Source organism: Paenibacillus rhizoryzae, from assembly GCF_059686995.1.
Genome location: NZ_JCAALT010000001.1, coordinates 669,298 through 694,175 on the forward strand (window position 1 = coordinate 669,298; position 24,878 = coordinate 694,175).

Annotated in this window: 23 protein-coding genes; 21 read left to right on the forward strand and 2 right to left on the reverse strand. The window is 50.2% G+C overall.

Annotated features, from left to right (window positions below; all coding sequences use genetic code 11):
• Window positions 1-2: 2 nt before the first annotated feature.
• From hflX to AC6ESO_RS02985, 5 genes are all read left to right on the forward strand, one after another.
• Window positions 3-1,301 carry a GTPase HflX gene (gene hflX, locus AC6ESO_RS02965; RefSeq protein ID WP_497090075.1) on the forward strand — a complete coding sequence of 433 codons (1,299 nt, stop codon included), beginning with the start codon at window positions 3-5 and terminating at the stop codon, window positions 1,299-1,301.
• 37 nt (window positions 1,302-1,338) lie between these two features.
• The gene (locus AC6ESO_RS02970) at window positions 1,339-2,625 is read left to right on the forward strand and encodes a methionine gamma-lyase family protein (protein ID WP_494817287.1); all 1,287 of its coding nucleotides are present in this window, start codon (window positions 1,339-1,341) and stop codon (window positions 2,623-2,625) included.
• A 61-nt stretch (window positions 2,626-2,686) separates the two neighbouring features.
• Window positions 2,687-3,097: a MerR family transcriptional regulator gene (locus AC6ESO_RS02975; protein ID WP_090985346.1), complete on the forward strand. Its 411-nt coding sequence runs from the start codon at window positions 2,687-2,689 to the stop codon at window positions 3,095-3,097.
• A 38-nt stretch (window positions 3,098-3,135) separates the two neighbouring features.
• Window positions 3,136-4,464: a type I glutamate--ammonia ligase gene (gene glnA, locus AC6ESO_RS02980; protein WP_497090076.1), complete on the forward strand. Its 1,329-nt coding sequence runs from the start codon at window positions 3,136-3,138 to the stop codon at window positions 4,462-4,464.
• Window positions 4,465-4,594: 130 nt separating this feature from the next.
• On the forward strand, window positions 4,595-5,173 hold the full coding sequence (locus AC6ESO_RS02985) for a hypothetical protein (RefSeq protein WP_497090077.1): 579 nt from the start codon (window positions 4,595-4,597) through the stop codon (window positions 5,171-5,173).
• Between the two features lie 101 nt (window positions 5,174-5,274).
• Here AC6ESO_RS02985 and lexA read toward each other — a convergent pair whose 3' ends face one another.
• On the reverse strand, window positions 5,275-5,895 hold the full coding sequence (gene lexA, locus AC6ESO_RS02990) for a transcriptional repressor LexA (protein ID WP_475780581.1): 621 nt from the start codon (window positions 5,893-5,895) through the stop codon (window positions 5,275-5,277).
• A gap of 187 nt (window positions 5,896-6,082) precedes the next feature.
• On the opposite strand from lexA, the gene AC6ESO_RS02995 reads away from it, so the two are divergent.
• The 5 genes from AC6ESO_RS02995 (at window position 6,083) to AC6ESO_RS03015 (ending at window position 9,333) form a co-directional block, all read left to right on the forward strand.
• The gene (locus tag AC6ESO_RS02995) at window positions 6,083-6,460 is read left to right on the forward strand and encodes a LysM peptidoglycan-binding domain-containing protein (protein ID WP_497090078.1); all 378 of its coding nucleotides are present in this window, start codon (window positions 6,083-6,085) and stop codon (window positions 6,458-6,460) included.
• Window positions 6,461-6,729: 269 nt separating this feature from the next.
• Complete coding sequence (locus tag AC6ESO_RS03000) at window positions 6,730-6,933, forward strand: DUF896 domain-containing protein (protein ID WP_497090079.1); 204 nt, start codon at window positions 6,730-6,732, stop codon at window positions 6,931-6,933.
• A gap of 30 nt (window positions 6,934-6,963) precedes the next feature.
• Window positions 6,964-7,950 (forward strand): aldo/keto reductase, encoded by a 987-nt coding sequence (locus AC6ESO_RS03005; protein ID WP_497090080.1) that lies wholly within the window; start codon window positions 6,964-6,966, stop codon window positions 7,948-7,950.
• Window positions 7,951-8,002: 52 nt separating this feature from the next.
• A complete protein-coding gene (locus tag AC6ESO_RS03010) occupies window positions 8,003-8,521 on the forward strand; it encodes a hypothetical protein (RefSeq protein WP_497090081.1) in 519 nt (172 codons plus the stop codon).
• A 26-nt stretch (window positions 8,522-8,547) separates the two neighbouring features.
• Complete coding sequence (locus AC6ESO_RS03015) at window positions 8,548-9,333, forward strand: HAD family hydrolase (protein ID WP_497090082.1); 786 nt, start codon at window positions 8,548-8,550, stop codon at window positions 9,331-9,333.
• A gap of 80 nt (window positions 9,334-9,413) precedes the next feature.
• Here AC6ESO_RS03015 and AC6ESO_RS03020 read toward each other — a convergent pair whose 3' ends face one another.
• Window positions 9,414-9,950 carry a 1,2-dihydroxy-3-keto-5-methylthiopentene dioxygenase gene (locus tag AC6ESO_RS03020; protein ID WP_091215710.1) on the reverse strand — a complete coding sequence of 179 codons (537 nt, stop codon included), beginning with the start codon at window positions 9,948-9,950 and terminating at the stop codon, window positions 9,414-9,416.
• Between the two features lie 192 nt (window positions 9,951-10,142).
• Between AC6ESO_RS03020 and metH the strand changes: the two genes are divergently transcribed.
• The 11 genes from metH to AC6ESO_RS03075 all read left to right on the forward strand — a co-directional run bounded on the left by metH (window position 10,143) and on the right by AC6ESO_RS03075 (window position 24,858).
• Window positions 10,143-13,580: a methionine synthase gene (gene metH / locus AC6ESO_RS03025; protein ID WP_497090083.1), complete on the forward strand. Its 3,438-nt coding sequence runs from the start codon at window positions 10,143-10,145 to the stop codon at window positions 13,578-13,580.
• Window positions 13,581-13,679: 99 nt separating this feature from the next.
• Window positions 13,680-14,606: a ribonuclease Z gene (gene rnz, locus AC6ESO_RS03030; protein ID WP_497090084.1), complete on the forward strand. Its 927-nt coding sequence runs from the start codon at window positions 13,680-13,682 to the stop codon at window positions 14,604-14,606.
• A gap of 151 nt (window positions 14,607-14,757) precedes the next feature.
• Window positions 14,758-17,004, forward strand: coding sequence for a DEAD/DEAH box helicase (locus AC6ESO_RS03035; protein ID WP_497090480.1), 2,247 nt, complete (start codon window positions 14,758-14,760; stop codon window positions 17,002-17,004).
• Entirely contained in the window at window positions 17,001-18,374 is a 1,374-nt protein-coding gene (locus AC6ESO_RS03040; protein WP_497090085.1) for a ribonuclease H-like domain-containing protein, read from the forward strand. Before AC6ESO_RS03035 ends, AC6ESO_RS03040 begins: the two co-directional genes overlap by 4 nt.
• 29 nt (window positions 18,375-18,403) lie before the next feature.
• A complete protein-coding gene (locus AC6ESO_RS03045) occupies window positions 18,404-19,225 on the forward strand; it encodes a TIGR01457 family HAD-type hydrolase (RefSeq protein ID WP_497090086.1) in 822 nt (273 codons plus the stop codon).
• A gap of 15 nt (window positions 19,226-19,240) precedes the next feature.
• Window positions 19,241-20,068: a DNA-formamidopyrimidine glycosylase family protein gene (locus AC6ESO_RS03050; RefSeq protein WP_494817298.1), complete on the forward strand. Its 828-nt coding sequence runs from the start codon at window positions 19,241-19,243 to the stop codon at window positions 20,066-20,068.
• 6 nt (window positions 20,069-20,074) lie between these two features.
• A complete protein-coding gene (locus AC6ESO_RS03055) occupies window positions 20,075-20,917 on the forward strand; it encodes a deoxyribonuclease IV (RefSeq protein WP_497090087.1) in 843 nt (280 codons plus the stop codon).
• On the forward strand, window positions 20,914-21,219 hold the full coding sequence (locus tag AC6ESO_RS03060) for a cyclic-phosphate processing receiver domain-containing protein (RefSeq protein WP_497090088.1): 306 nt from the start codon (window positions 20,914-20,916) through the stop codon (window positions 21,217-21,219). Before AC6ESO_RS03055 ends, AC6ESO_RS03060 begins: the two co-directional genes overlap by 4 nt.
• 48 nt (window positions 21,220-21,267) lie before the next feature.
• Window positions 21,268-22,050, forward strand: a complete 783-nt coding sequence (locus tag AC6ESO_RS03065; protein ID WP_494817301.1) for an ATP-binding cassette domain-containing protein — start codon at window positions 21,268-21,270, stop codon at window positions 22,048-22,050.
• Complete coding sequence (locus tag AC6ESO_RS03070) at window positions 22,047-23,063, forward strand: SAM-dependent methyltransferase (protein ID WP_497090089.1); 1,017 nt, start codon at window positions 22,047-22,049, stop codon at window positions 23,061-23,063. The genes AC6ESO_RS03065 and AC6ESO_RS03070 overlap by 4 nt, the downstream gene beginning before the upstream one ends.
• Window positions 23,064-23,226: 163 nt before the next feature.
• A complete protein-coding gene (locus AC6ESO_RS03075; RefSeq protein ID WP_497090090.1) occupies window positions 23,227-24,858 on the forward strand; it encodes a serine/threonine protein kinase in 1,632 nt (543 codons plus the stop codon).
• Window positions 24,859-24,878 lie beyond the last annotated feature (20 nt).

Consider the following 24,878-nt stretch of genomic DNA (forward strand, 5'->3'; position numbering starts at 1 on the left):
CGATGCGGCAATCTACCTATGATACCGATACGGATTTACAGGACCGAGCGATACTCGTCAGTTTGGTGACGCCTAATATTAAACGGGGTTCAAGCGATCCGGAGCATTCTTTGCAGGAGCTTGTAAGCTTGGCCGAAACTGCAGGCGTAGAAGTGCTTGCATCCATGACGCAGAACAAAGAGAAAGTCGATACGAAGTGGTTTATCGGCAAAGGCAAAGTCGAGGAACTGAAGGCGATGTCGGAGGAGCTTGGCGCGACAACGGCAATCTTCGATCAGGAGCTTTCCGGCGCGCAGGTTCGTAATCTCGAAGAAGCATTGGATTTGAAAATCATCGACCGGACGCAGCTGATCCTCGATATCTTCGCACAGCGTGCTAAGACCCGGGAAGGGATTATACAAGTTGAGCTTGCGCAGCTAAGCTATTTGCTTCCGCGTTTATCCGGGCACGGCAAGAATCTGTCGCGGCTTGGCGGCGGTATCGGGACACGTGGTCCCGGTGAATCGAAGCTTGAAACCGATCGCCGTCATATCCGGGATCGGATCTCTGATTTGAAGAACGTGCTGGATGAGGTTGTGAAACATCGTACACTTCACCGTGAGCGCAGACGGAAGTCCGGAGTGCAGCAAGTGGCTTTAGTCGGATATACGAATGCGGGTAAATCAACGCTATTGCGAGAATTAACGCAGGCTGATGTGTATGTTGAGAACCAGCTTTTCGCAACGCTTGATCCTACATCGAGAAATTTGGAACTTCCGAGCGGCAAAGAAGTGGTGTTGACGGATACGGTAGGATTCATCCAGAATCTTCCGCATGATTTGGTTGCGGCATTCCGGGCAACACTGGAAGAGGTATGCGAAGCGGATTTGGTGCTTCATGTCATTGACAGTGCCTCTGAAATGCGCGAGGAGCAGATCTCGGTCGTGAACAGCATCATGCGCGAGCTTGGCGCTGACGGCAAACCGCAGATTATGGTCTATAACAAGATCGATATGTGCTCAGGCGACGATCATCAGTTCATACGTGCAGCGGCAGGCGGTCAAGATACCCTGGTTATGAGCGCGTTCAATAAGGACGATCTGCAAAGACTGCTGCAAACGGTCCAGGATAAGCTTAGCGGAGATACGCGCGTATTCAAGCTTCCGGCCGATCGGGGCGATCTGATCGCGTTAGCTTACCGCACAGGCGACGTCATTGAGCAAGCTGTCGATGGGGACATTATTAAGCTGACCGTAGAGCTGAATAAGCAAGATTTCGAAGTGCATGGACATCGGCTGGCAGCCTATGCGGAGCAAGTATAACGAATAAGTTGAGTTACATGAGGAGAGTCAGAGGAAAGTGAAACAGCAAGAGAGTGAAAATTGGCTGGAATTAACGAAGTGGGCGGAGGCTGCGGAGATGCAGGCCGCCCCTGTTTTTCGTTCTATCGATGGAATCAGCGAGCGCAATCAGTGGAAAGTTATTGATGCTTTCCAGAAGCACCGCGTAAGCGATTATCATTTTAACGGATCGACCGGATACGGCTATAACGATCGCGGACGCGAAGTGCTGGATCTGGTGTATGCAGACGTTATGGGCGCGGAGGCGGCGCTTGTCAGGCCGCATTTCGTATCGGGCACCCATACGATCAGCTGCGCATTGTTTGGGCTTCTTCGCCCAGGGGACGAGCTGTTATACATAACGGGGAAACCGTATGATACGCTGCATAAAGTCATCGGCAAACCCGGTGATGGAAAAGGCTCCTTGCAGGATTTCGGCATTGGCTACGGGGAGGTAGCTCCGCTAGCTGATGGTTCTATCGACTGGGAAACCGTGGCATCGCGGATGACAGAACGCACCAAAGTCATCGGGATTCAGCGCTCGCGCGGATATGACTGGCGTGCTTCGTACACCGTCGCTGAAATCGGAGAGATGGTCAAGCAAGTGAAGGCGCTGAAGCCCGATGTCTACGTCTTCGTGGACAACTGCTACGGCGAGTTTACGGAAGAGCTGGAACCGACGGAAGTCGGCGTTGATCTTATGGCAGGTTCGTTAATCAAAAATCCCGGCGGCGGTATTGCCCCAACGGGTGGATATGTGGCCGGTACCAAGAAGGCTGTAGAGCTGACGTCTTTCCGACTGACAGCACCGGGAATAGGCGGAGAGGTTGGAGCGACGCTTGGCACGCTTCGTGCGATGTACCAAGGCTTGTTCTTGGCACCGCATTTGGTGGGACAAGCGCTTAAAGGCAGCGTCTTCGGCGCCGCCATGTTCGAATTGTTAGGTTTCGAAAGCAATCCGCGCTTCGATGCACCTCGCACGGACTTGATCCAAGCGATTCGCTTCGAGCGAGCAGAACAGCTGATTGCCTTCGTACAGGGCGTACAGAAAGCATCGGCCGTTGATGCCCACGTAGTGCCGGAACCATGGGACATGCCTGGCTACGAACACCCCGTTATTATGGCTGCGGGGACCTTCATGCAGGGCGGCAGTTTGGAGCTGTCAGCGGATGCTCCGATCCGGGAACCGTACATCGCTTATATGCAAGGCGGACTTACTTACGCGCACGTCAAATACGGTGTTCTGAATGCTTTAACGGTACTAGCTGAGCGCGAGTTGGTTGTAATTAAACCTCACACGACTTGACACGTTTTTGGCACAGCGGTACAATGGTAGCATATATCAGAAACTGGAAGGTTGATGCGACATGGGTGACGAAATACGCAGAAATATGGCGCTTTTTCCGATCGGCATCGTCATGAAGTTGACCGACTTGACCGCGAGGCAAATCCGTTACTACGAGCAGCATGAACTGATAGTGCCCGCTCGTACGTCTGGGAACCAGCGGCTGTTCTCGTTCAACGATGTGGAGAGGCTGCTAGAGATTAAATCGTTAATCGAGAAGGGCGTTAACATTGCGGGCATTAAGCAAGTAATGAACCCTGTATCCAAGGAATCCGAAGACGCGACAGTCGTCAGCGAGCTGTCGGAAGTGAAGCGTCGGGAGCTCTCCGATGCACAATTGCATCGATTGCTTAAGCAGCAGTTGCTAGAGAAGAGACCTGGCAAAGCATCTATGATTCAAGGCCAGCTGTCCCGTTTCTATAACAAAAAGTAAAATGATGCAAACTAATTAGCCTTTAAGGAGATGATTCTGTGAGCTACAACAAAGATGACATCAGACGTATTTGCAAAGAACAGAATGTCCGGTTTATTCGACTTCAGTTCACCGATTTGCTGGGAACGATCAAGAACGTCGAAATTCCGGTAAGTCAGCTGGAAAAGGCACTCGATAACAAAATGATGTTCGACGGCTCGTCCATCGAAGGATATGTGCGGATTGAAGAATCCGACATGTACCTCTATCCGGACCTTGATACATGGGTTGTATTCCCGTGGGTTGCAGAAGATCGTATTGCCCGTCTGATCTGTGACGTATATATGCCTGACGGTACGCCATTTGCCGGAGATCCGCGCGGCATTCTGAAGCGCGTTCTGAAGGAAGCGGACGAGCTTGGCTTTACTGCAATGAACGTTGGTCCAGAACCGGAATTTTTCCTATTCAAAACAGATGAGAAAGGCAACCCAACTACAGAGCTTAACGACCAAGGTGGATACTTCGACCTTGCTCCGATGGATCTTGGTGAGAACTGCCGCCGTGAAATCGTATTGACACTGGAAGAAATGGGCTTTGAAATCGAAGCTTCTCACCATGAGGTGGCTCCGGGCCAGCACGAAATCGACTTCAAATATGCGGATGCGATTAAAGCAGCCGATCAAATTCAAACGTTCAAGCTGGTTGTCAAAACGATTGCTCGCCAGCACGGACTGCATGCTTCGTTCATGCCTAAACCGCTATTCGGTGTAAATGGTTCCGGTATGCACTGTCACCAGTCGTTGTTCCGCGGCAACGTGAACGCGTTCTACGATGAGAGCGACAAGCTTGGCCTAAGCCAAATAGCTCGTTATTACATGGCCGGTGTACTGAACCATGCACGTGCTTTCTCAGCGATTACTAACCCTACAGTAAATTCGTACAAGCGTCTGGTTCCGGGCTATGAAGCACCTTGTTACGTAGCATGGTCTGCAAGTAACCGTAGTCCGATGATTCGTATTCCTGCCTCGCGCGGTCTAAGCACACGGATAGAAGTCCGCAGCCCAGACCCCGCGGCTAATCCATACCTGGCTCTTGCTGTTATGCTTAAAGCAGGCCTTGACGGTATCCGCAACAAGACTCCGCTGCCGGCTCCGACTGACCGTAACATCTACGTGATGACGGATGAGGAGCGTATCGAAGAGGGCATCCCTACCTTGCCGGATGACTTGAAAGAAGCATTGACAGAGCTGCTTCGCAGCGAAGTCATTTGTGAAGCGCTTGGCGATCACGCGCTTGCTCACTTCTATGAGCTTAAAGAAATCGAGTGGGACATGTACCGTACGCAAATCCACGAGTGGGAACGCGATCAGTACTTGACGCTCTACTAGAACCGACGAAACCCTTGATGCCATCCGGCGTTGAGGGTTTTTTTGCGTCTATGGGAGGAAGTGTGTCCGCACTTGTACCTCTGCTTTCGCATAGTATGCCACAATAGCCATTCATGAAGGAGGAGCCTATGTGAGGAAGAAAGCAGCGACAAAAGAGGAGCAACCGTTTCGTCTTACCGGGGCGATATTAAAACACGTAGCAGCAACGATGGTGCCATTCTTTAAGAAAATTGTACAGAGCTATTCCTATGCGTTGAAGTGGTCGAAGGCTATAAGAGGCGCGGACTTAGATACTTTATCGGCATTGTTTAAATCCGTGGTGCCATCTGCTGATTTGGACGGTTTCTCTACAAACGGCATTGGCTATTTCTTTGATTTCAAGTTTCCGGAACCGATCCTGCTATATTCCGCCGGCACGACGATACCACCGGGGTCGACCCAATTTACGTTCTCCACTCCGATTCATCGCGCTATTGCTAGAGCGGTCTTGCCTTTCTACAGAGCGCTTTTATCTTCTTCAACATACGCTGCAGCGGTAGCCGCAGCTGTGAACAATAAGAATCGAACTCGATTATCCAATTTGATTCGACAAAAAGTAACGGCATATGCGCTGAAATCCATTCAAATTGATTTCTCGGGCATTGCTTTAAACTTCAAGTACAAGAGCAGTAAATTCACTTATCGTCAGTTGTTGTTCCGAGAATTGTAGGTTAGCTGACATAACGGAGGCACATCTGCGCGGGGCAGACAGAAAAGGGGCATTTCCGATCGCTGCTGCAGCGATAAGGAAATGCCCCTTTGATGCGTGTATTAGTGGATGTCGCGGAAAAGTCCGATGACTTTACCTAGAATGGAGACGTTACGCAGACGGATCGGTTCCATCGTCGAGTTCTCCGGTTGAAGACGGATATGATCCTTTTCTTTATAGAAGGTCTTCACAGTAGCTTCGTCTTCTTCTGTCATTGCAACGACGATATCGCCGTTCGAAGCGGTTTGCTGTTGGCGGACAATGACGTAATCGCCGTTATGAATGCCTGCTTCGATCATACTTTCTCCAACGACGTTAAGAATAAAGACGTTGTGGTCGCCGACTCTGTCAGCCGGAAGGGGGAAGTAATCCTCGATATTCTCTGTTGCCGTAATCGGTACACCGGCAGTTACCTTACCTACTACAGGAACCTTCGCGATGGAAAGCGGGAATGGAATCTCGTTGTCTTCGCCGTCCAAAATCTCGATTGCGCGAGGTTTGGTTGGATCGCGGCGAATAAGGCCTTTCTTCTCCAGGCGATCAAGATGGCCGTGGACAGTTGAGCTGGAAGCGAGTCCGACCGCTTCACCGATCTCACGAACGGAAGGCGGATAGCCTTTCTCGCGTACTTCCGTCTTAATGAATTCTAGTATCGCCTGCTGGCGGTTTGAAAGTTTCGACACCGGAATCACTCCAAAGTTTCATTTGTGTCAAATTATAGCACAGAACCGGAGTTCGTACAAACATAAGTTCGAGAAACACAGGTTCGCATATTTTTACGAACAAATGTTCCAAAAACGCTTGACCACAAACAAATGTTCGTGTTATTCTAAGTTTAACAAATAGAACAAACGTTTGGGGTGCTGGAGAATGATGACAACGATGTCCACTTACTCTTCTAATTATAAAGGTGAAACTCGCAATAGTCGCGCTGTGAAGCGCACTTGGCAAGATAGAAGAACAGAACGCTTATTAATGAGACTTGCTGCAGCAACACTGTTCTTCGTACTGCTCTTCACAGGACTGTCACTGATGACAAGCCAAGCGAACAGCGAACATCCGGCAGCACCTACAGCTTCGGAGCAGATCGTCGTTGTTGGGTCCGGTGACACGCTATGGAACATCGCAAGCAGTATTCGGAAAGAAGGTGAAGATATTCGCCATGTTGTATTCAACTTAAAACAACGAAACAACTTGACCTCTAGTTCGCTGCAAGCCGGACAATCCTTGATTATACCCGTTGAATAAATAGATGCACGGTTTCAGCTTCTTATAGTAGGAGTACATCCTTACATTACGATCCGAGTGGATCCGCATTCACAAGTCTGAGTCTTCACTGCTCAGGCTTTTTTCATTTCTAGCGGCATAACGTAATAATAAGGCGAACCAGATGCGGATAAAGCACGGCCAAGACAGGTCGATTCAAGCCCCAGATAGGGCCATTTCGCCTTGACAATGGGCAATTAAAAATGTCAAAGTAAAGAATGACATGTTGGCCGAATCAGGAAAGGAGCATAATGGAAATGGAAAAGATCATCGCCCGTATTAATGAACTCTCCCGAAAGAACAAAACAGTAGGGTTATCACCGGAGGAACTGGTCGAACGCGACGAGCTTCGCCGTTTATATCTTGAGAATTTCAAGAAAAACTTCCGTAATCAACTCGATACCATTAAATATGTGGAAGACGAAGAGGACGGGGAAGGTACGATCAAGCATTAGCAGCAGTCTATTCGAAGGAGGACATGTAGCATGCAATATCGTTTACTGGGCCGCAGCGGTTTAGCTGTTTCGGAGCTTTGTTTAGGTACGATGACGTTCGGTAACACAACGAGCGAGACGGATTCGATAGAGATGATGAATCGTTTCTTCGAGAAAGGCGGCAATTTCCTCGATACAGCGAACGTATATGTATCCGGGCGTTCGGAAGAGATTGTAGGTAAGGCGATTAAAGACAGACGCTCCGAAGTTGTTCTCGCCACGAAAGTGAGATTCGCGACCGAGAATCATCCAAACGGCGTCGGGGTTTCCAGAAAGCATATTATGGATGCCGTCGAAGCAAGCTTGAAGAGACTTGATACCGACTATATCGACCTCTACCAAGTGCATGTTTGGGATCACGCTACACCGATTGAAGAGACGCTTCGCGCACTCGATGATCTGGTTACTTCAGGTAAAGTGCGTTATATCGGCTGTTCCAATTTCTTCGCCTGGCAGTTAATGAAGTCTTTGTCTACCAGCGATTGGAATCGATATGTCCGGTTTATCTCCATTCAACCGCAATACAGTTTGGTTAGTCGTGAGATGGATCGCGAAATGCTATCCTTATGTTTGGAAGAGAATGTTGGTATTATCCCTTGGGCACCATTAGGCGGCGGGTTCCTGACAGGCAGGTATACGAAAGAGGAGCCTGTAAGCGGGAGATTAACGTCCAAGCAGGGTGAGAGCTCATGGGCAATTCGGGCAAACGAAGGTAACTTCGCAGTGCTTGAAGCTGTACTAAGCGCAGCAAAGGAGCTGGAGCGAACACCTGCTCAAGTCGCGCTCTCTTGGCTGCTTCAACGCAAGGGGATTACTTCGCCAATCTTTGGTGCAAGCACTTTGGAACAGTTTGAAGATAATATGGGGGCGATCGGCTGGACGATGCCGGATTCGGTATGGAACAAGCTGGATGAAGTAAGCGCATTGCCCAGCGAATATCCGAACCGATTTATTGCGAAATTCGCTCGACCCATTTAACTTAGAGCAAGATGGATTACAGCGTGTGGAAGATTATGAAGGAGGAACACCCTTGTCAAGATCGTGGGAACGTAAAGTACAGAAGAACCAAGCTCAAATTAACAAACAACGTAAGAAACATGGAAAGGCACCGCTTATGGCTGCCAAATCAAGTGGCGAGAAGCTAGACACCTATAAAGGAAGAAGCTATTTGATGCCGGCATTCCTGCTGCTGTTCATCCTTTTCTATGTAATCGTGACGGTTACGGCGGATACGTACAAGCAGACTGGCAACATGTTCTGGCTGACCGTAGCTTGTTATGTCATCCTAGCATTGCTATTCACGCTGCGCCGTCCGTATCTATCGGTTGGCAGTGACTATATTCGCTCCCGTCGGTTCACCGGCGATCGCTCGATCTATGTGAACAACATTAAGGCCATCTCCTCGCAGAAGGGGTACATAGTTGTTGAACAGCATAAAGGCGGCAACTGGGTATTCTCGCGTGTGATGAACCGTTTCCCGACGGATCAAATGTCGGAGCGTTTGCGGACTTTCTCCGCGCAGCATGGAATTTCCTTTACTGAAAAATAATTCGGAAGTGGAGTGCAGACACGATTATGGCTAAGCAAGCAGTCTTATTTGATCTCGACGATACCCTATTATGGGATGACCGCAGCGTGCAGGAAGCATTCGATGCGACCTGCCAATCCGCTGCAGCACAAACCGGAGTAGATGCGAAAAGCTTGGAAGAAGCCGTTCGCCGCGAAGCTCGTGCGCTCTATGAGTCTTATGAAACGTTCCCATTTACCAAAATGATCGGCATCAATCCGTTTGAGGGGCTGTGGGCGAACTTTCTGGAAGGGGAACAAGAGGAGTTCCGCCAGCTCCAGCAGCTCGCTCCGGCCTATCGCCGTGAAGCTTGGACACGCGGCCTGAAGGCGCTGGGCGTGGACAATGCCGAGCTTGGCGCTCAGCTCGCCGAACAGTTCCCGGCTGAACGTCGAAGCCGTCCTTATGTATACGAAGAGACGTTTGCAATCTTGGATCAGCTGAAAGGAAAGTATAAGCTCCTGCTGCTGACGAACGGATCTCCTGATCTGCAACGTGAGAAGCTGGCTGGCGTTCCGGCGATCGTCCCTTATTTTGATCATATAATTATTTCCGGTGAATTTGGCCAAGGCAAGCCGGCTGCTGCGATCTTCCATCATGCCCTAGAGCGTCTCGGCGTTGAACCAGAGCATGGCATTATGGTAGGAGACAAGCTCACAACGGATATTCTGGGTGCAAATACGATCGGCATGACATCCGTTTGGATTAATCGCCACGGCATGACGCGTTCCGATGAAATTATTCCTTCGCATGAAATTAAGCATCTGGAAGAATTGCTGCCTTTGCTTCTCTAAATCGGGGGCATGCAGCACTTATAGAAGCATAACAAAGAAGACCCGTCCGAGGACGGGTCTTCTTATTTCGATACAGGTTATTATGCGAAAGCAGGATCTTCGATATTGTGAGCGACCCAGCCGTCTTTCTCGATAAAGAGGCGGACAGCGATAATTTCGCGGTTGTCCATCAGTGTGAAGAAATGCGCTTTGTTCTCTGGTACAGAGATGACATCGCCAGCTTCGAGCTCAACATCGAAATAACCGGTTTCTTCGTCACCTTTAATGATGAAGATCCCGCGTCCGGATACGATGCCGCGGATTTCATCTTCGGTATGGATGTGGATCTGCTCAAACTTCTTCAGCAATTCCTCGATGTTCGGGGTAGCATCGGAGAGCGAGATAACATCCCAAATTTTGTAGCCGCGACGCGCTGCAAGATCGCGGATTTCATCGTCGTATGTGCTAAGAATCGTTTGCTTCTCTTCATCATTCAAGACAAATTTGTTATGAAGTTCCGTTGGAAGCTTGCTTGCGTCCCAGTGCTCATAAAGTACTTCTTGCTTCTCTAGAAAGGCGCGGACGTTCTCTTCGCCGGAGATGCGCTCATCCGTGCTGCGAATTCGAATTTCTGCCATCGAATAATCCCTCTTTTCACAAAAATCGTAATTCCGATCAGAATAATTATAGAACAAAACGATTGACCTGAAAAGGTTCTTTGCACGCGCGGTGAATTCTGGTAGAGTATAGGGAAATGATTTTTGCTGAATCGACCACGCCTAGACTCAAAAAAGGCAGTGAGTTGGATTATCGGAAGGGAAGTGCATCTTTTGACGAAACCGACAATGCAGGACATGCTCGCAAAACGAATTCTCATCCTCGACGGGGCGATGGGCACGATGATTCAACAGGCGGATCTGGGGCCGGATGATTTTGGCGGCGAAGACCTGGACGGCTGTAATGAAATGCTCGTTCTGACACGTCCCGATGTGATCCAAGGCATCCATGAAGCTTACTTAGCTGCGGGTGCAGATATTCTCGAAACCAATACGTTCGGCGCGACGAGCGTCGTTCTTGCCGAATATGATATTCCGGAGAAAGCAAGGGATATCAACCTTGCTGCGGCTTCTCTTGCCCGTGCAGCTGCGGACAAATACTCCACTCCGGACAAGCCTCGTTACGTAGCCGGAGCACTGGGACCTACTACGAAGACGCTGTCTGTAACAGGCGGAGTTACGTTCGACGAGCTGGTAGAGAGCTATTATGAGCAAGCCATCGCACTCATCGAAGGCGGCGTTGACGCCATGCTGCTGGAAACTTCACAAGATACACTAAACGTGAAGGCCGGCACAATCGGTATTCATAAAGCTTATGAAGCAACAGGCATTACGCTTCCTCTCATGATTTCCGGTACGATTGAGCCAATGGGCACGACACTTGCCGGACAGAATATTGAATCCTTCTATATTTCGCTTGAGCATATGAAGCCAATTTCGATCGGGCTTAACTGTGCGACAGGACCTGAGTTTATGCGTGACCATATTCGTTCGCTCTCCGCGATTTCGCACGCAGCCGTCAGCTGCTACCCGAATGCCGGTTTGCCGGATGAAAACGGGAAATATCATGAGTCACCGGAATCGTTGGCTAGAAAAATCGCTGATTTCGCCGAGCAGGGTTGGATTAATATCGCTGGCGGCTGCTGCGGCACAACGCCGGATCATATCCGCGCCATGGCCGACACACTGGCGAATTACGCGCCGCGTACGAAGCCGGGTGAGCATCCACCGGCAGTTTCAGGTATTGAGACGGTCTATATTGAAGAAGATAACCGCCCGATTATGATCGGGGAGCGTACGAACATTTCCGGATCACGGAAATTCAAACGACTCATTAAAGAAGAGAAGTATGATGAGGCGTCCGAAATTGCCCGTGCACAAGTAAAAGGCGGCGCGCATGTTATTGATATCAACCTGCAGGATACGGATATTGATGAAGCGAATGCCGTTCATAAATTTCTGCCTGAAGTTGTGAAGAAGATTAAAGTACCGCTCATGCTCGATTCCACCTACGACCATATTATTGAGCTGGGCTTGAAGTATTCCCAAGGGAAAGCGATCATCAACTCCATTAACTTGGAGGATGGTGAATCCAAGTTCGAGAAAATCCTCCCGCTTATACATCGCTATGGGGCAGCGGTTGTTTGTATTCTTATCGATGAGCGTGGACAAGCGGTTTCGCGCGAAGCGAAGATGGAAGTGGCCACTCGTTCTTACGAGCTGCTTACCGAGAAATACGGCATGAACCCGGAAGATATTATTTTTGACCCGAATATGTTCCCTGTTGGATCCGGTGACCCGCAATACATCGGTTCAGCAGTTGAGACTATCGAAGGCATTAAGATGATTAAAGCGAAGTATCCGAAGGCGAAGACGATTCTAGGTCTAAGCAACATCTCGTTCGGATTGCCGGATGCTGGCCGCGAAGTGCTTAACTCTGTCTATCTGTATCACACGACGAAGGCTGGTCTTGATTATGCAATCGTGAATACGGAGAAACTGGAGCGGTATGCATCCATTCCGGAAGAAGAGCGCCGTCTGGCCGAAGAATTGATCTACAATACGAACGATGAGACGTTGGCGGCTTTCGTTGCGGCCTTCCGTGAGAAGAAGGTTGTGAAGAAAGAGAAGATTTCGACATTGACGCTTGAGGAGCGCCTTGCTTCATACGTTGTCGAAGGTACGAAGGAAGGACTTTATCCGGATCTTGATGAAGCGTTGAAGAAATATTCTCCGCTAGAAATCATCAACGGCGCGCTGATGAGAGGGATGGAGGAAGTCGGACGTTTGTTCAACGGGAATGAGCTGATCGTGGCAGAGGTGCTGCAGAGCGCCGAAGTAATGAAAGCTTCCGTTACGTATCTTGAACCGTTCATGGAGAAGAATGAAACGGCGGTTAAAGGTAAAATCATACTGGCAACCGTTAAAGGTGATGTCCATGATATCGGTAAAAATCTGGTCGAAATCATCTTATCCAACAATGGCTACAAAATTATTAACCTAGGCATTAAAGTGCCGCCTGAACAAATTATTGAAGCTTACCGCAAAGAGCCGGTAGATGCGATCGGTCTCTCGGGTCTTCTCGTGAAATCGGCGCAGCAGATGATCTTGACCGCGCAGGATTTGCGCAGTGCAGGCATTGACGCTCCGATCCTGGTTGGAGGCGCGGCGCTGACTCGTAAATTCACGAAGCATCGGATCGGACCTGAATATGACGGTTTAGTTCTCTATGCAAAGGATGCCATGGATGGTTTGGACATCGCCAACAAGCTGATGGACAAAGAACATCGTCTCGTCTATGAGGAGGAAATGGCTGCTCTCAAAGCTTCCGGCTACTTGGAAGAAACGGAGAAGAAGCCGCTCCCTGAGCTGACTCGTGCAGTGAAATCCAATGTTTCCAAGGATGCGCCGGTTTATATCCCGCCGGATACAGAACGTCATGTTCTGCGCAATGTGCCTATTCCGCATATCGTGCCATATATTAATATGCAGATGCTGCTTGGCCATCATTTGGGCTTAAAGGGTAACGTGGACACGCTTCTTGCTGAAGGCAATGAGAAGGCTGTGAATTTAAAGGAAACCGTTGACGGGCTGCTTGCAGATGCTGCAAAAGGATTATTGAAAGCCAATGGCATGTATCGTTTCTTCCCAGCGCAATCATCGGGCAACGATATCATTATTTATGACCCGAGCCAGCCCGGTGTTGAAATCAAACGTTTCACGTTCCCGCGTCAGCAAGTCGAGCCCTACCTCTGCTTGGCGGATTTCTTGAAATCCGTGGAGAGCGGCGTGATGGATTACGTCGGCTTCCTCGTTGTAACAGCAGGTGAAGGCGTAAGAGAGAAAGCAACCGAGCTGAAAGACAACGGCGACTACTTGCGCTCCCATGCCTTGCAGTCTGTAGCACTTGAGGTTGCGGAAGCCATGGCAGAGCGCGTCCATCATTTGATGCGCGATACTTGGGGTTTCCCGGATCATCCGGAGATGACGATGAAACAGCGTCATGGCGCTAGATATCAAGGTATTCGCGTTTCGTTCGGTTATCCGGCTTGTCCGAATCTGGAAGATCAACAGCCGTTGTTCGAGCTGATGAAACCGGAGGATATCGGCGTGCAATTGACAGAAGGCTTCATGATGGAGCCGGAAGCATCTGTTTCCGCAATGGTATTCGCCCATCCGGAAGCGCAGTATTTCAATGTAGAGAAAGCGTAACAGATAGCATAGGTACCCTCCGAACTTGCGTGTTAAGACGCAGTTTTGGAGGGTATTGTTATAGATAGCATAAGGATGGAGATTGGAGGGAGCATGCATATGCAGCTCACGTTTCTCGGTACAAGCGCAGGAAGACCAACGAAAACACGCAATGTTACTTCCATTGCTCTATGTCTCCCTGAACCGCATTGCGGGTTCTGGTTGTTCGATACCGGCGAAGGTACGCAGCATCGGCTGCTGCACGGCGGATTAAAGTTAAATAAATTGGAACGAATCTTTATTACCCATTTACACGGCGATCATCTCTATGGATTGCCGGGGCTATTAAGCAGCAGGACGTATTTTGAAGGGGCAGGTCCGCTTCAGATCTATGGTCCGGCCGGTTTGAAAGACTATTTGAACGTTATTTTCCTACATAGCGGAGTTCATCTTGGTTATGAGCTTGAAGTGATTGAGGTTACAGCCGGTGAGGTTGCAGCGGATGATCGATTCCTCGTCGAGGCAGCCGAGCTTGATCATCGGTTACCATGCTTCGGCTATCGGATTACAGAGCGTCCGCAGCATGGGCAGCTTAATCTGGCGCGGCTAGCAGAACTAGGCGTGCGGCCGGGGCCATTATACGGCAAACTGAAACGCGGTGAATCCATTACGCTGGAGGATGGTCGTACCATTTCTTCGGCAGATGTAGTAGGTCCGCAGCTGCCGGGACGGATTGTTACCATTCTCGGCGATACAACTCCTTGCGATAATGCGATACTTCTGGCGAAGGATGCTGATCTGCTTGTCCATGAAGCGACCTTCGCAGGCGGGATGGAGGAGAAAGCGGCAGCTTACGGGCATTCCACCATTCGCCAAGCCGCCGAGATTGCGGCTGCAGCCGGGGTCAAGCGGCTGGTAGTCACCCATTTCAGCTCCAGGTTCGATGATGAAGCAGTAGCGGAGCTGGTGGCTGATGCCCGGACCATTTTCCCTCAGACAGATGCAGCGTTTGATTATGCAGAGTTCCAAGTGAAGCGTTCCATCTAAAGCATCTATGGTGGCAAGTGAAAGAAGCCGTCCGAGCGCAAGCTGCGACAGGGCGGCTTCTTTCGTTTGTTAAAAATAGGGCTTTTTTTATTTGAACGCAAGCGGTTATAATGAGGGGAACAGTCGTTCTATCACGGGGGTTATGATTATGATTCGCAAGAAAAATCTTTCCGAACTTATACAGGAATTAAAAGTGAATGAGAATGTCATCAACTGGCACGAAGTTGAACCGATAGAAGCTAGAACCAAACCTATGCCCGAGAGCGTAGATCCAAGAATTAAAGCGGCTTTAGGGAAACGAGGCATTGAGGAGTTATACAGCCATCAGCACACCGCCTACGAAACCATTCGTAAAGGCGAGAATATGGTCGCGGTAACCCCGACTGCATCAGGGAAAACGCTTTGCTATAACCTCCCCGTTTTACAGTCTATTGCCGAGGACGACGCCAGTCGTGCGTTATATTTGTTCCCTACCAAAGCGCTGGCGCAGGATCAGAAGAGTGAACTGAACGAAATTATTGCCGAAATGGGAATCGACATCAAAAGTTTCACTTATGACGGTGACACTTCCCCGGAAATTCGTCAAATTGTAAAGAGTGTCGGCCATATCGTGATTACCAATCCGGATATGCTTCACTCCGCCATTCTTCCGCATCATACGAAATGGATCAGCTTATTCAGCAATCTCAAATATATCGTCATTGACGAACTGCATACCTATCGAGGCGTCTTCGGCAGCCATGTTTCCAATGTCATTCGAAGGCTTCAGCGTATTTGCAAGTTTTATGGCAGCGATCCGATTTTCATCTGTACATCGGCGACAATCGCGAATCCGAGGGAGCTGGCTGAACAGCTTACGGGTAAACCGATGCGCTTGGTTGACGATAACGGTGCGCCGAGGGGAAGGAAGCACTTTGTTTTTTATAATCCTCCCATTATCAATAAACCTCTTAATCTACGGAAAAGCGCAACGGTAGAAGTGAACCAATTAGCTAAGCAATTTCTGGCCAATAAGGTGCAAACGATCGTTTTTGCCCGCAGTCGAGTAAGAGTAGAACTTATTCTAAGTCATCTTCAGGAACTAGTGAAAAATGAGCTGGGCGGGAAATCCATTCGAGGCTATCGAGGCGGCTACTTACCCAATCAGCGTCGAGAAATCGAACGAGGATTAAGGAACGGGGAAATCGTAGGCGTCGTAAGTACGAACGCGCTGGAACTCGGCGTAGATATCGGGCAGCTTCAAGTCTGCATCATGTCGGGTTATCCCGGCAGTGTCGCGAGCACTTGGCAGCAAGCAGGTCGTGCCGGAAGACGTCATGGCGAGGCATTGGTCGTAATGGTAGCCAGCAATACGCCGATCGATCAATATATCGTGCAAAATCCTGATTATTTCTTCGAACGATCCCCGGAATCGGCGCGCATTAACCCGGAGAATTTATTGATTCTGGTTGACCATTTGCGATGTGCGGCTTACGAGCTTCCGCTCAAATTGGGGGAAGAATTCGGTCCGCTGGAGATCACGGACATACTGGAATATTTGGTAGAAGAAAGAGTGCTTACCCAAGCCGGAGGGGCATTCTACTGGGCCAATCAATCATTCCCTGCCCACGAAGTGAGCCTGCGCTCAGCAGCACAAGAAAATGTCGTCATTATCGACCAATCCGAAAGAGGCAATGTTAAAATAATCGGCGAGATGGACAGATTCAGCGCCATGACACTATTGCATGATGAAGCTATTTATTTGCATGAAGGGGTACAGTTTCAAGTAGAGAAGCTGGACTGGGAGCATAAGAAAGCTTATGTTCGAGAAGTAGATGTAGAGTATTATACCGACGCCAATCTGGCGGTTAAGCTAAAGGTCTTATCCATCGATTTATCGAAACAAAGGAAGACGACTTCCATCCATTACGGCGACGCGGCTGTCAATGTCATGGCTACGATGTACAAAAAAATCCGCTTGTCCAGTTTCGAGAACATCGGATACGGGCCTATCAAGCTCCCTGAGGAAGAACTGCACACCAGCGCTACTTGGGTAGAGATCAATGAGGTTGACCCTACGATCGAAACGAAAACACTGGAACAGCTGCTTATGGGAATAGCCCATGTGATTAGGCACATTGTGCCTGTTCATGTCATGTGCGACCGAAGCGATATCCATGTCGTTTCTCAGATTAGAGCCGAACATTCGCAGCTGCCAACGATATTCATCTATGACCATTACCCAGGCGGTATCGGGCTAGCGGAAGACGTTTATAAGAGATTCGATGATATTAAAGCAGCCGCCAAAAATCTAATACAGAAATGCCCTTGCGATGCGGGCTGCCCTTCCTGTATTGGTACGGAAATCGTAGGCATGAATGCGAAGAAAAAATCGCTGTTCATATTGGAGGGATTATGAGCGGGCTAAGGGATCGATTGCTGCGACTGAAGAATGCGCAGGTTGCTCAGGAAGAACGACTAGCCGGTATGGTTACGCATGCCGATATGCCTGTTGCTGCTGAAGGGGGAGAAGCGCCTGTCAACCACAGTGATGAGCAGGCTGAAACTGCGTCTGTCGGGGTTGTCTCAGCAGTTGCCGCCGATGATGACACGCTATCTTCGGATTGGGATGAGCTAGGCGTTCGCATCGTGCAATCGACGGAAGGCGCATTTCTTGTACGGGAAATCCGCTATCCCTTGACGCATAAGCATGGGATTCATGAGTTGCTCGAACTCACCGATGCTCAGATCAACCTTGATGCATTTCGCAAACCCGATTCCGTTGACCTTGGTTATACAAATCTGCTGTTTCTTGATTTAGAAACCACCGGACTCGGTGTGGGAGCGGGAAATGTCCCTTTCATGGTGGGACTCGCTTATTTGCAGGATGATGTATTCATTGTGGAGCAAATGCTTATTCGTCATCCGGCAGAGGAACGGGCAATGATCGGCTATTTATGCAATCTGCTTCCCAGCTTCACCCATTTAGTCACGTACAATGGTCGGACATTCGACTGGCCTGTCTTATACAATCGGTTTATCCTCAACGGCTTCCGCACCTTCAAATGGGAGCCCATCCATATTGATTTATTGCATCCCTCCAGGTCTGTCTGGCGAAATACGCTTGTCTCATGTCGCTTAAGCCATGTGGAAGAAGAACGTCTTGGCATTACCAGACTTGACGATGTGCCGGGTTCTCTTGCGCCGGCAATCTATTTTCAGTATTTAGCTGACAGGAAGCCCGAGCCGCTGCTCGGCGTATTTCAACACAATGAAATCGATATGCTCTCGTTGGCTACACTCGCGATCCGGTTTGGACACTTGCTTGGCGGAAGAATAGGAACGGGAACGGTTCCGATGCCGGAGGAAGCGGAGGAATTGCTGCGTACAGGACTATGGCTGGAGAAAATGGGAAAACCGGACCTTGCTGAGCCGCTGTATGCAGCCGCAGCCCAGCATCCTCGTCCAACGCTCAAGGGCTTGTGTTTACTGGCGGAACGAGACAAGAAATGTGGAAATTGGCAGCGTGCTGTGGTATTGTGGCAGAAGGCTGTAGATGAAGCAGCACGGGCTGCTTGGCCGGATTATGAAGCGCATATTGAGCTTGCGATGTATTATGAGCACAAGACGAAGCAGCTGGATGAAGCTCTTATTCTGGCTGAAACAGCATTAGCAATTGCCCAGCGACGACTTTCAGGCTTGCGACTTAAGGGGAATCGGCGCACAGAGCTTGATGGGCTTCGCAAACGGATCGACCGTTTGCGCATAAAGATAAACAAAAAACAATAACAGCAAGCAAAGCAGAGGAGTGGACATCCATGAGCGTCAATTCGCTTCGCGGTCTGCTCATTGATTTGGACGGAACGATGTACCATGGCGGCATTATGATTCCGGGAGCAGATGCGCTTATCGCGGCGCTGCGTCGGCTAGGCATTCAATTCTTATTCGTAACGAACAATTCATCGGCTACGCCTGAGGCTTTCGCTGACCGCCTAAGCGCGATGGGAATCCAGACGAATCCATCTGAAGTATGTACTTCGGCGCAAGGTGCTGCGGCTTATATCGCGGAGCGGCAACCAGGTGCGCGAGTGCATGTCATCGGAGAGCATGGCCTTCGAACAGCCCTTCAGGATGCAGGCTTGCAGCTGGTAGAAGAAGAGCCGGATATCGTCGTGCAGGGAATCGATAAACAGCTTACCTATGACAAAGTAGCCAAAGCGGTCTCTTTTATCCGCGGGGGCGCAAGCTATATTTTGACGAATCCGGACTTGCTTGTGCCTGCAGAACATGGTCTCGTTCCGGGGGCAGGTTCGATTGGAGCAATGCTGCGTGCGGCATCCGGCGTTGAACCTGTCGTGATCGGGAAACCATCGGCGATCTTAATGGATTTTGCGCTGAAACGTTTGGGGCTTCAAGCATCCGAGACATGGATGATCGGCGATAATCCGGCTACGGATATCGCAGCAGCGCAGGCGGTAGATTGTCCGTCGATCCTTGTTTTAACCGGGCTCGCAACAGGCGACAATTATAAGGAACTGCTTGCGTCAGCCGGGTGTGAGGCAACGGTCATTATCGATAACCTACATACATTGCAGCAGTTTATAGGCGAACAGCTGGCGAATGGTCAGCAGAGCCGTTAGGAAGGAAGAAGCACGATGCCGGAATGGCCGGAAATGGAACATTATCGCAAGATGCTGGCGGAGCGAATCTCTGGTCAGCCGATTATGAATGTGCAGGTGACGCGACAGAAGTCAATCAACGTTCCCGTGGAAACCTTCGAGCAGGAGCTGATCGGGAGAACCGTCTGGTTCGTAGAGCGTCGCGGCAAAATGTTGATCCTGCATCTGGATAACGGGAAACGTCTCCTGCTGCATCTGATGCTGGGCGGTATGATCCGCTTTGAAGCGCGCGGTATCGATCCCGAGCAGCGGACGGACCGCACCGTGCAGGTTACGATTGGTTTTCCGCAAGGGGAGCTGTGCTTTATTGGATTGAGACTAGGTTACATCCATCTGCTGACCGTCAAGGAAACGATCGCGCGTTTAGCCGATCTTGGACCGGAGCCGTTCGACAAATGGCTGACGCTGGAGAAATTCAAGGAACGTTTCAAAGGGCGCAGAGGTTCCCTGAAGACAGCGCTTGTCGAACAGCGCGTCATTGCAGGCATCGGCAACTGCTATGCAGATGAAATTGCCTTCGAAGCGAGAATTCGCCCGGATGCGAAGATAGCTGCGATTGAACCTGAATCATGGGAACGCATCTACAACGCTATGCACAAGGTGCTCCAATCGGCATTAGCTCATGGCGGTTACATGGAGATGCCGCTCACGAATGAGGATACCGTAACCGGCGGTTACAATAACCAGTGTCTCGTTTACGATCGCGGCGGAGAGCCTTGCTTGAACTGCGGAGGGACCATAGTTCAAGAAGAGATTAACTCGCGTAAGATGTTCTACTGTCCCGTTTGTCAGAAGGATAGGTAGACGCCGATGCGGACCGGATTTCATGTTTCCACCAGAGGCGGTTACAAGGAAGCGGCAAGACGAGCGGCAGCGTACGGTGCTGTCGCTTATCAATATTTTCCGAAAAATCCCCGAAGCCTTTCCGTCAAAGAGATTGACTACAGTGAAGCGAAGCGGTGTGCAATATTCTGTGAGGAGCGGGGGATTGTATCCATTGCCCATTCTCCTTACCCCACTAACGTGGCGGCCGAAGATGCCGAGCATCGCGTGAGAACCGTAGAGTCGCTGCTAAATGATCTCGCTATTGCCGAAGCTTGCGGTTCGCTTGGGGTCGTGGTGCATTTTGGCGTCTATAAAGGACCGGATCCTTTGGAGGGCTACCGCAATGCAGTCGTTACTTTAAGCGCGGTTACTTCACAGTGGAACGGTAAAGCAAAGCTGCTCATCGAGAACCAATCCGGCGAGCATACCTTCATGGGAACCACGATGGAGGAGCTGGCTCAAATTCGCAACCTTTGTGTCGATCCGCACAAAATCGGCTTTTGCCTGGATACCTGTCACCTCTTTGCCAGTGGAGTATGGGATGGAAGTCCTGACGCAGCGTGGATGGATAAAGCTCAAGAGCTTGGTGTCATTTCAGAATTGATTGCCATTCATCTGAATGATTCCGTCTATCCAAGCGGTGATAAGCGAGACCGCCATGCGAGAATCGGTGAAGGTTATATCGGTGAAGCAGGCCTAACCTGGCTGCTGCGTCACCCGCTGCTGAAGCAAGTTCCATTCGTGCTGGAAACGCCATCCGGGGAAGATGGTACGCACAAGGGACAGCTGGAGCTGATCCAACGGTTAGGAGGGGTAAGCGAAGCATGATTAACGTATATTTAGACGATTATCGCCCGTGCCCGCAGGGATTTGTCCTTGCTAAGACGGCTGCCGAATGCATCCTTCTGCTGCAGCATGAGGAAGTGGATATCCTCTCGCTTGACTTCGAACTTGGCTGGGGGCAGCCGAATGGTCTAGCCGTTGCAGAATATATCGTAACGAGCGGCCGTTATCCGCGATCCTGTTACTTTCATACGTCCAGCCTTGCGGGCAGAATGCAAATGGTGCATTTATTAACCCAGCATGCGCCGCTGGATATTCATATTCATAACGGTCCAATGCCTGCCTAGAGCAGGCAGCTCAGATCATCTAGATGTGAACTCCTGGGAGGGAAAACCATGATTACGTTGAAAGATATAACGTTTCGCCGTGAAGAAAGACAAATCCTTGACGGCGTCAATCTTCAAATCAACAAAGGGGAGCACTGGGTTATACTAGGCCGAAACGGCTGCGGTAAAACAACATTACTGGAAATGATGACCGGCTACCAATTCCCTTCTTCCGGAACCGTGGATGTACTCGGCAATCGCTTCGGGGAATGCGATGTTCGGGAAGTTCGCAAGCTTGTCGGCTATATCAGTCAATCGGTTATCGAGAAGCTGACGCTGCGCGATCCTGTCTGGGAAGTAGTTGCTACAGGGGAATACGCGTTTCTGCGTTTCTACCAAACAATCGATGAAGAGGTCCGTCAGAAGGCGCTGCGACTCCTAGATGAAGTGGGCTTGCTGTATACGGCAGATCAAACATTGGCTACTCTCTCGCAGGGTGAGCGGAAGAAGGTGATGCTCGCACGTGCGCTGATGTCCAATCCGAAGCTGCTTATTATGGACGAGCCATGCGCGGGCTTAGATTTATACGAGCGTGAGAAGCTGCTGCTCGATCTAAACAGACTAAGTGAGCGCGATATTACCGTTGTGTATGTAACGCATCATATGGAAGAAATCATACCGCTATTTACTCATGTGGCGTTAGTGCAGGACGGGCGCATTGTAGCTGCGGGTCCGAAGAAGGAAGTGCTTAGTCCGGAGTGGCTAAGCCGTGCGTACGACTGGCCGGTGGCCGTAGAATGGGCCGATGACCGGCCATGGATTCGAGCATTATCAGGAGGCAAACAGCAGTGAGTCATTGGATTGGAACAGCTAATCATGGTTTTGCGTCGCTTGCAATGGAAGAGCTTCGTAGGCAAATTAACGGCATCAAATTTACGCAGCTTATCGCAGGCGAAGTATTCAAGATGGAGGTTCCGTTAAGCAGAGAAGAAATGCTGGATCTTATCCAGACTAATGAACCGATATTCTTAAGACATATACAGCCGATTGACCGCGCATTGCCGATCCATGGCAATGCCGATGATTTGCAGGCGCTTTCGGAGCTGATGCGCAGCGCAAGAATGCGCTGCGAGGAAGGGACGACGGCTATCCATCTCAGACGAATGGACGGAACGCCGTTCATCTACTCTGCCGCTGATACAAAGGCAGTGCTGGATGCTGTGATCATGGAGCTGGGCGGAGAAACGACGATGCAATCGCCGGAGCAAATCTTCTCCATCTTTGCAGCGTCCGAGGAGCTGTATGTGGGCTGGGGTACGCCTGCCGAGCAGCTGTCGGACTGGCCGGGCGGCGCGGTACGGTTTCAACGCGAGGAAGGCCAGATTTCGCGGGCGAAGTTTAAACTTCTTGAAGCGGAGCGGGCTTTTAAAGTGTACTTCGAAACGTTCCGCGAAGCGCTCGATATCGGAGCTGCGCCAGGCGGATGGACGCATTTGCTGCTGGAGCGCGGACTGCGCGTGACGGCGATTGACCCTGCGGAGCTGCACCCAACGCTGGCAGCTTACCCGCGTCTTACGAAGATGAAGAAGAACGCGTCGGATGTGAACTTCCCGGCGAATACGTTTGACTTGCTCGTGTGCGATATGAGCTGGAGTCCGATGCAGATGGCGAAGCTTGTATTGGAGAAAACGGATGCGCTGACAGATGGCGCAACGGCGATCATCACAATTAAGCTAATGCATAAGAAGCCGCTGCAGACGATTCGCGACGTGATCTCCAAGCTGGAATCGGCATTCGAGTTGAAGAAAGCGAAGCAATTGTTTCACAATCGCGACGAAATTACGTTATACTTAGTGAAACGATAGAAGGTACGGTATATCGATGAAAGATTACCGATCATCGCTCGCCGATTACCGGAGTTACAACCACACTTAAACAATTTCAAGATACGGGAAAGCATCCCGAATGAACAGACCATGTCTGTACGTTCGAGGTGCTTTTTTGCGTCTTGTCTGGGGAGGCGATTGGATGAGCACAACAAACAGGAATCAGGATTTGCTGAAGGATGGCGTTATTATCGGAGGCCGATACCGCATTGTCCGATTAATTGGCAAAGGTGGCATGGGCGAGGTCTATGCGGCAGAGGATCTGCGTTTACATGGGAAGCTCCGTGCGCTCAAGGCTTCAACTGCTAAACTCGAAAGTGTGAACGGAGCAGAAGAGGCAGCACTGCTGATGCGATTGAACCATCCTCATTTGCCGTTAATAGTGGATTATTTTCCGTGTATCGAAGAACTGGGCTGTGAAGTTGTTGTCATGGATTTCATTGACGGAATCACGCTTCAAGCTGATTTGACTTCTCGCGGCGGTGAAATTCGTCTCGCGGACATCGTTGCAATCGGAAGTCAACTGTGCGACGCGCTGCACTACCTGCACAGCCAGCGCCCGCCGATCATTCATCGGGATTTGAAGCCGACGAATGTGATGATAGATCGCGGAGGTTTTGTGCGTTTGATTGATTTTGGGATTGCCAGAGAATTCAAGCCGGGGAAAGCACACGATACGGTCATGCTTGGAACGCCGGGCTTTTCGGCACCGGAACAGGAAGGGGTGCATCAAAGTGATGCGCGTACGGATGTATTTGGACTAGGTGCACTGCTCTATTACCTACTAAGCGGTGGCAACCGGTACAACACGAAGGAAGGAGCCGTAACGAACAGATCATTACCGAGCTGGTTGCCCAATAAGATGTCTGAGGTTTTATCCCGCATGCTGGATCCGAATCCAATAAGCAGATACAGCACAATGCTGGAGGCGAAGTATGCCCTTGAAGCATGCTTAGCCAACGAGCCACCTACAGCACATCATTTCATGGTCCAAACTGTTCATCACCGGAAGATTCACCGTCGTGCCATCATGGTGGCTTCACTTTCACCCGGCGCAGGTGCGACCTTCACAACCCTTTCGCTTGCACATTTACTCGAGCGCCAAGGGATCTCTTGTACAGCGATCGAACATCCGGAGCTCGAACCGGAATGGCATGCCTTATTGTACGCACCGGATTTACAGCTTCGACTTAGGTCGACGTCGCAGCAAGCATGGCAAGGCAAATACCGAACCTTTCATTCGCCATCTCGGCTGCTCAAATGGCATGCACTTGAGCCTGATCGCCGCCTATCTGCTGATGCGGAACCCACAATTAAATATCGGCTTATTTCAGAGTCGGCAGAATCGCCAGTCGTTCTTACGGATATTTCCAGCAAATGGACTACTAACTCTGAACTGGCACTTGAATTAACGCAATGCGATGAATTGATCTTCGTGGTGGATCCCTCCGCCTATAAATGGACGCCGCAGCGATTGCAATCGGCGGAACGCATTTGCTTCGAACGCTCGAAGGCCGGCCGCAAGACTTACTGGGTTGCAAATAAAGACATATCGTTTCGCAATCGGAGTGAATGGCTGAATGCTATTCCTGAGAAACCGGCTTGTTCTGTTCCTCTGCTTCCGCCCGATCAACTGGCCGATTTGCTCTGGTCAGGCAAGTGGGCAACGTCCCACAAAAATTGGCTAAGCCTTCTGGAACGCGCCTTTCAGCCTATTTTGCAAGAAATAGTTGCAGTCTCCCGGCACATTCCATCACATCCTGTGATACAATGAGTTGCGAGCGCAGCAATTAA

What these genes read in the sequence shown, in the direction of transcription:
- hflX (WP_497090075.1), top strand. Translation starts at nt 3, where the DNA reads ATGCGGCAATCTACCTATGATACCGATACGGATTTACAGGACCGAGCG.
- AC6ESO_RS02975 (WP_090985346.1), top strand. Translation starts at nt 2,687, where the DNA reads ATGGGTGACGAAATACGCAGAAATATGGCGCTTTTTCCGATCGGCATC.
- AC6ESO_RS02995 (WP_497090078.1), top strand. Translation starts at nt 6,083, where the DNA reads ATGATGACAACGATGTCCACTTACTCTTCTAATTATAAAGGTGAAACT.
- AC6ESO_RS03000 (WP_497090079.1), top strand. Translation starts at nt 6,730, where the DNA reads ATGGAAATGGAAAAGATCATCGCCCGTATTAATGAACTCTCCCGAAAG.
- AC6ESO_RS03005 (WP_497090080.1), top strand. Translation starts at nt 6,964, where the DNA reads ATGCAATATCGTTTACTGGGCCGCAGCGGTTTAGCTGTTTCGGAGCTT.
- AC6ESO_RS03015 (WP_497090082.1), top strand. Translation starts at nt 8,548, where the DNA reads ATGGCTAAGCAAGCAGTCTTATTTGATCTCGACGATACCCTATTATGG.
- AC6ESO_RS03020 (WP_091215710.1), bottom strand. Translation starts at nt 9,950, where the DNA reads ATGGCAGAAATTCGAATTCGCAGCACGGATGAGCGCATCTCCGGCGAA.
- rnz (WP_497090084.1), top strand. Translation starts at nt 13,680, where the DNA reads ATGCAGCTCACGTTTCTCGGTACAAGCGCAGGAAGACCAACGAAAACA.
- AC6ESO_RS03040 (WP_497090085.1), top strand. Translation starts at nt 17,001, where the DNA reads ATGAGCGGGCTAAGGGATCGATTGCTGCGACTGAAGAATGCGCAGGTT.
- AC6ESO_RS03045 (WP_497090086.1), top strand. Translation starts at nt 18,404, where the DNA reads ATGAGCGTCAATTCGCTTCGCGGTCTGCTCATTGATTTGGACGGAACG.
- AC6ESO_RS03050 (WP_494817298.1), top strand. Translation starts at nt 19,241, where the DNA reads ATGCCGGAATGGCCGGAAATGGAACATTATCGCAAGATGCTGGCGGAG.
- AC6ESO_RS03055 (WP_497090087.1), top strand. Translation starts at nt 20,075, where the DNA reads ATGCGGACCGGATTTCATGTTTCCACCAGAGGCGGTTACAAGGAAGCG.
- AC6ESO_RS03060 (WP_497090088.1), top strand. Translation starts at nt 20,914, where the DNA reads ATGATTAACGTATATTTAGACGATTATCGCCCGTGCCCGCAGGGATTT.
- AC6ESO_RS03065 (WP_494817301.1), top strand. Translation starts at nt 21,268, where the DNA reads ATGATTACGTTGAAAGATATAACGTTTCGCCGTGAAGAAAGACAAATC.
- AC6ESO_RS03075 (WP_497090090.1), top strand. Translation starts at nt 23,227, where the DNA reads ATGAGCACAACAAACAGGAATCAGGATTTGCTGAAGGATGGCGTTATT.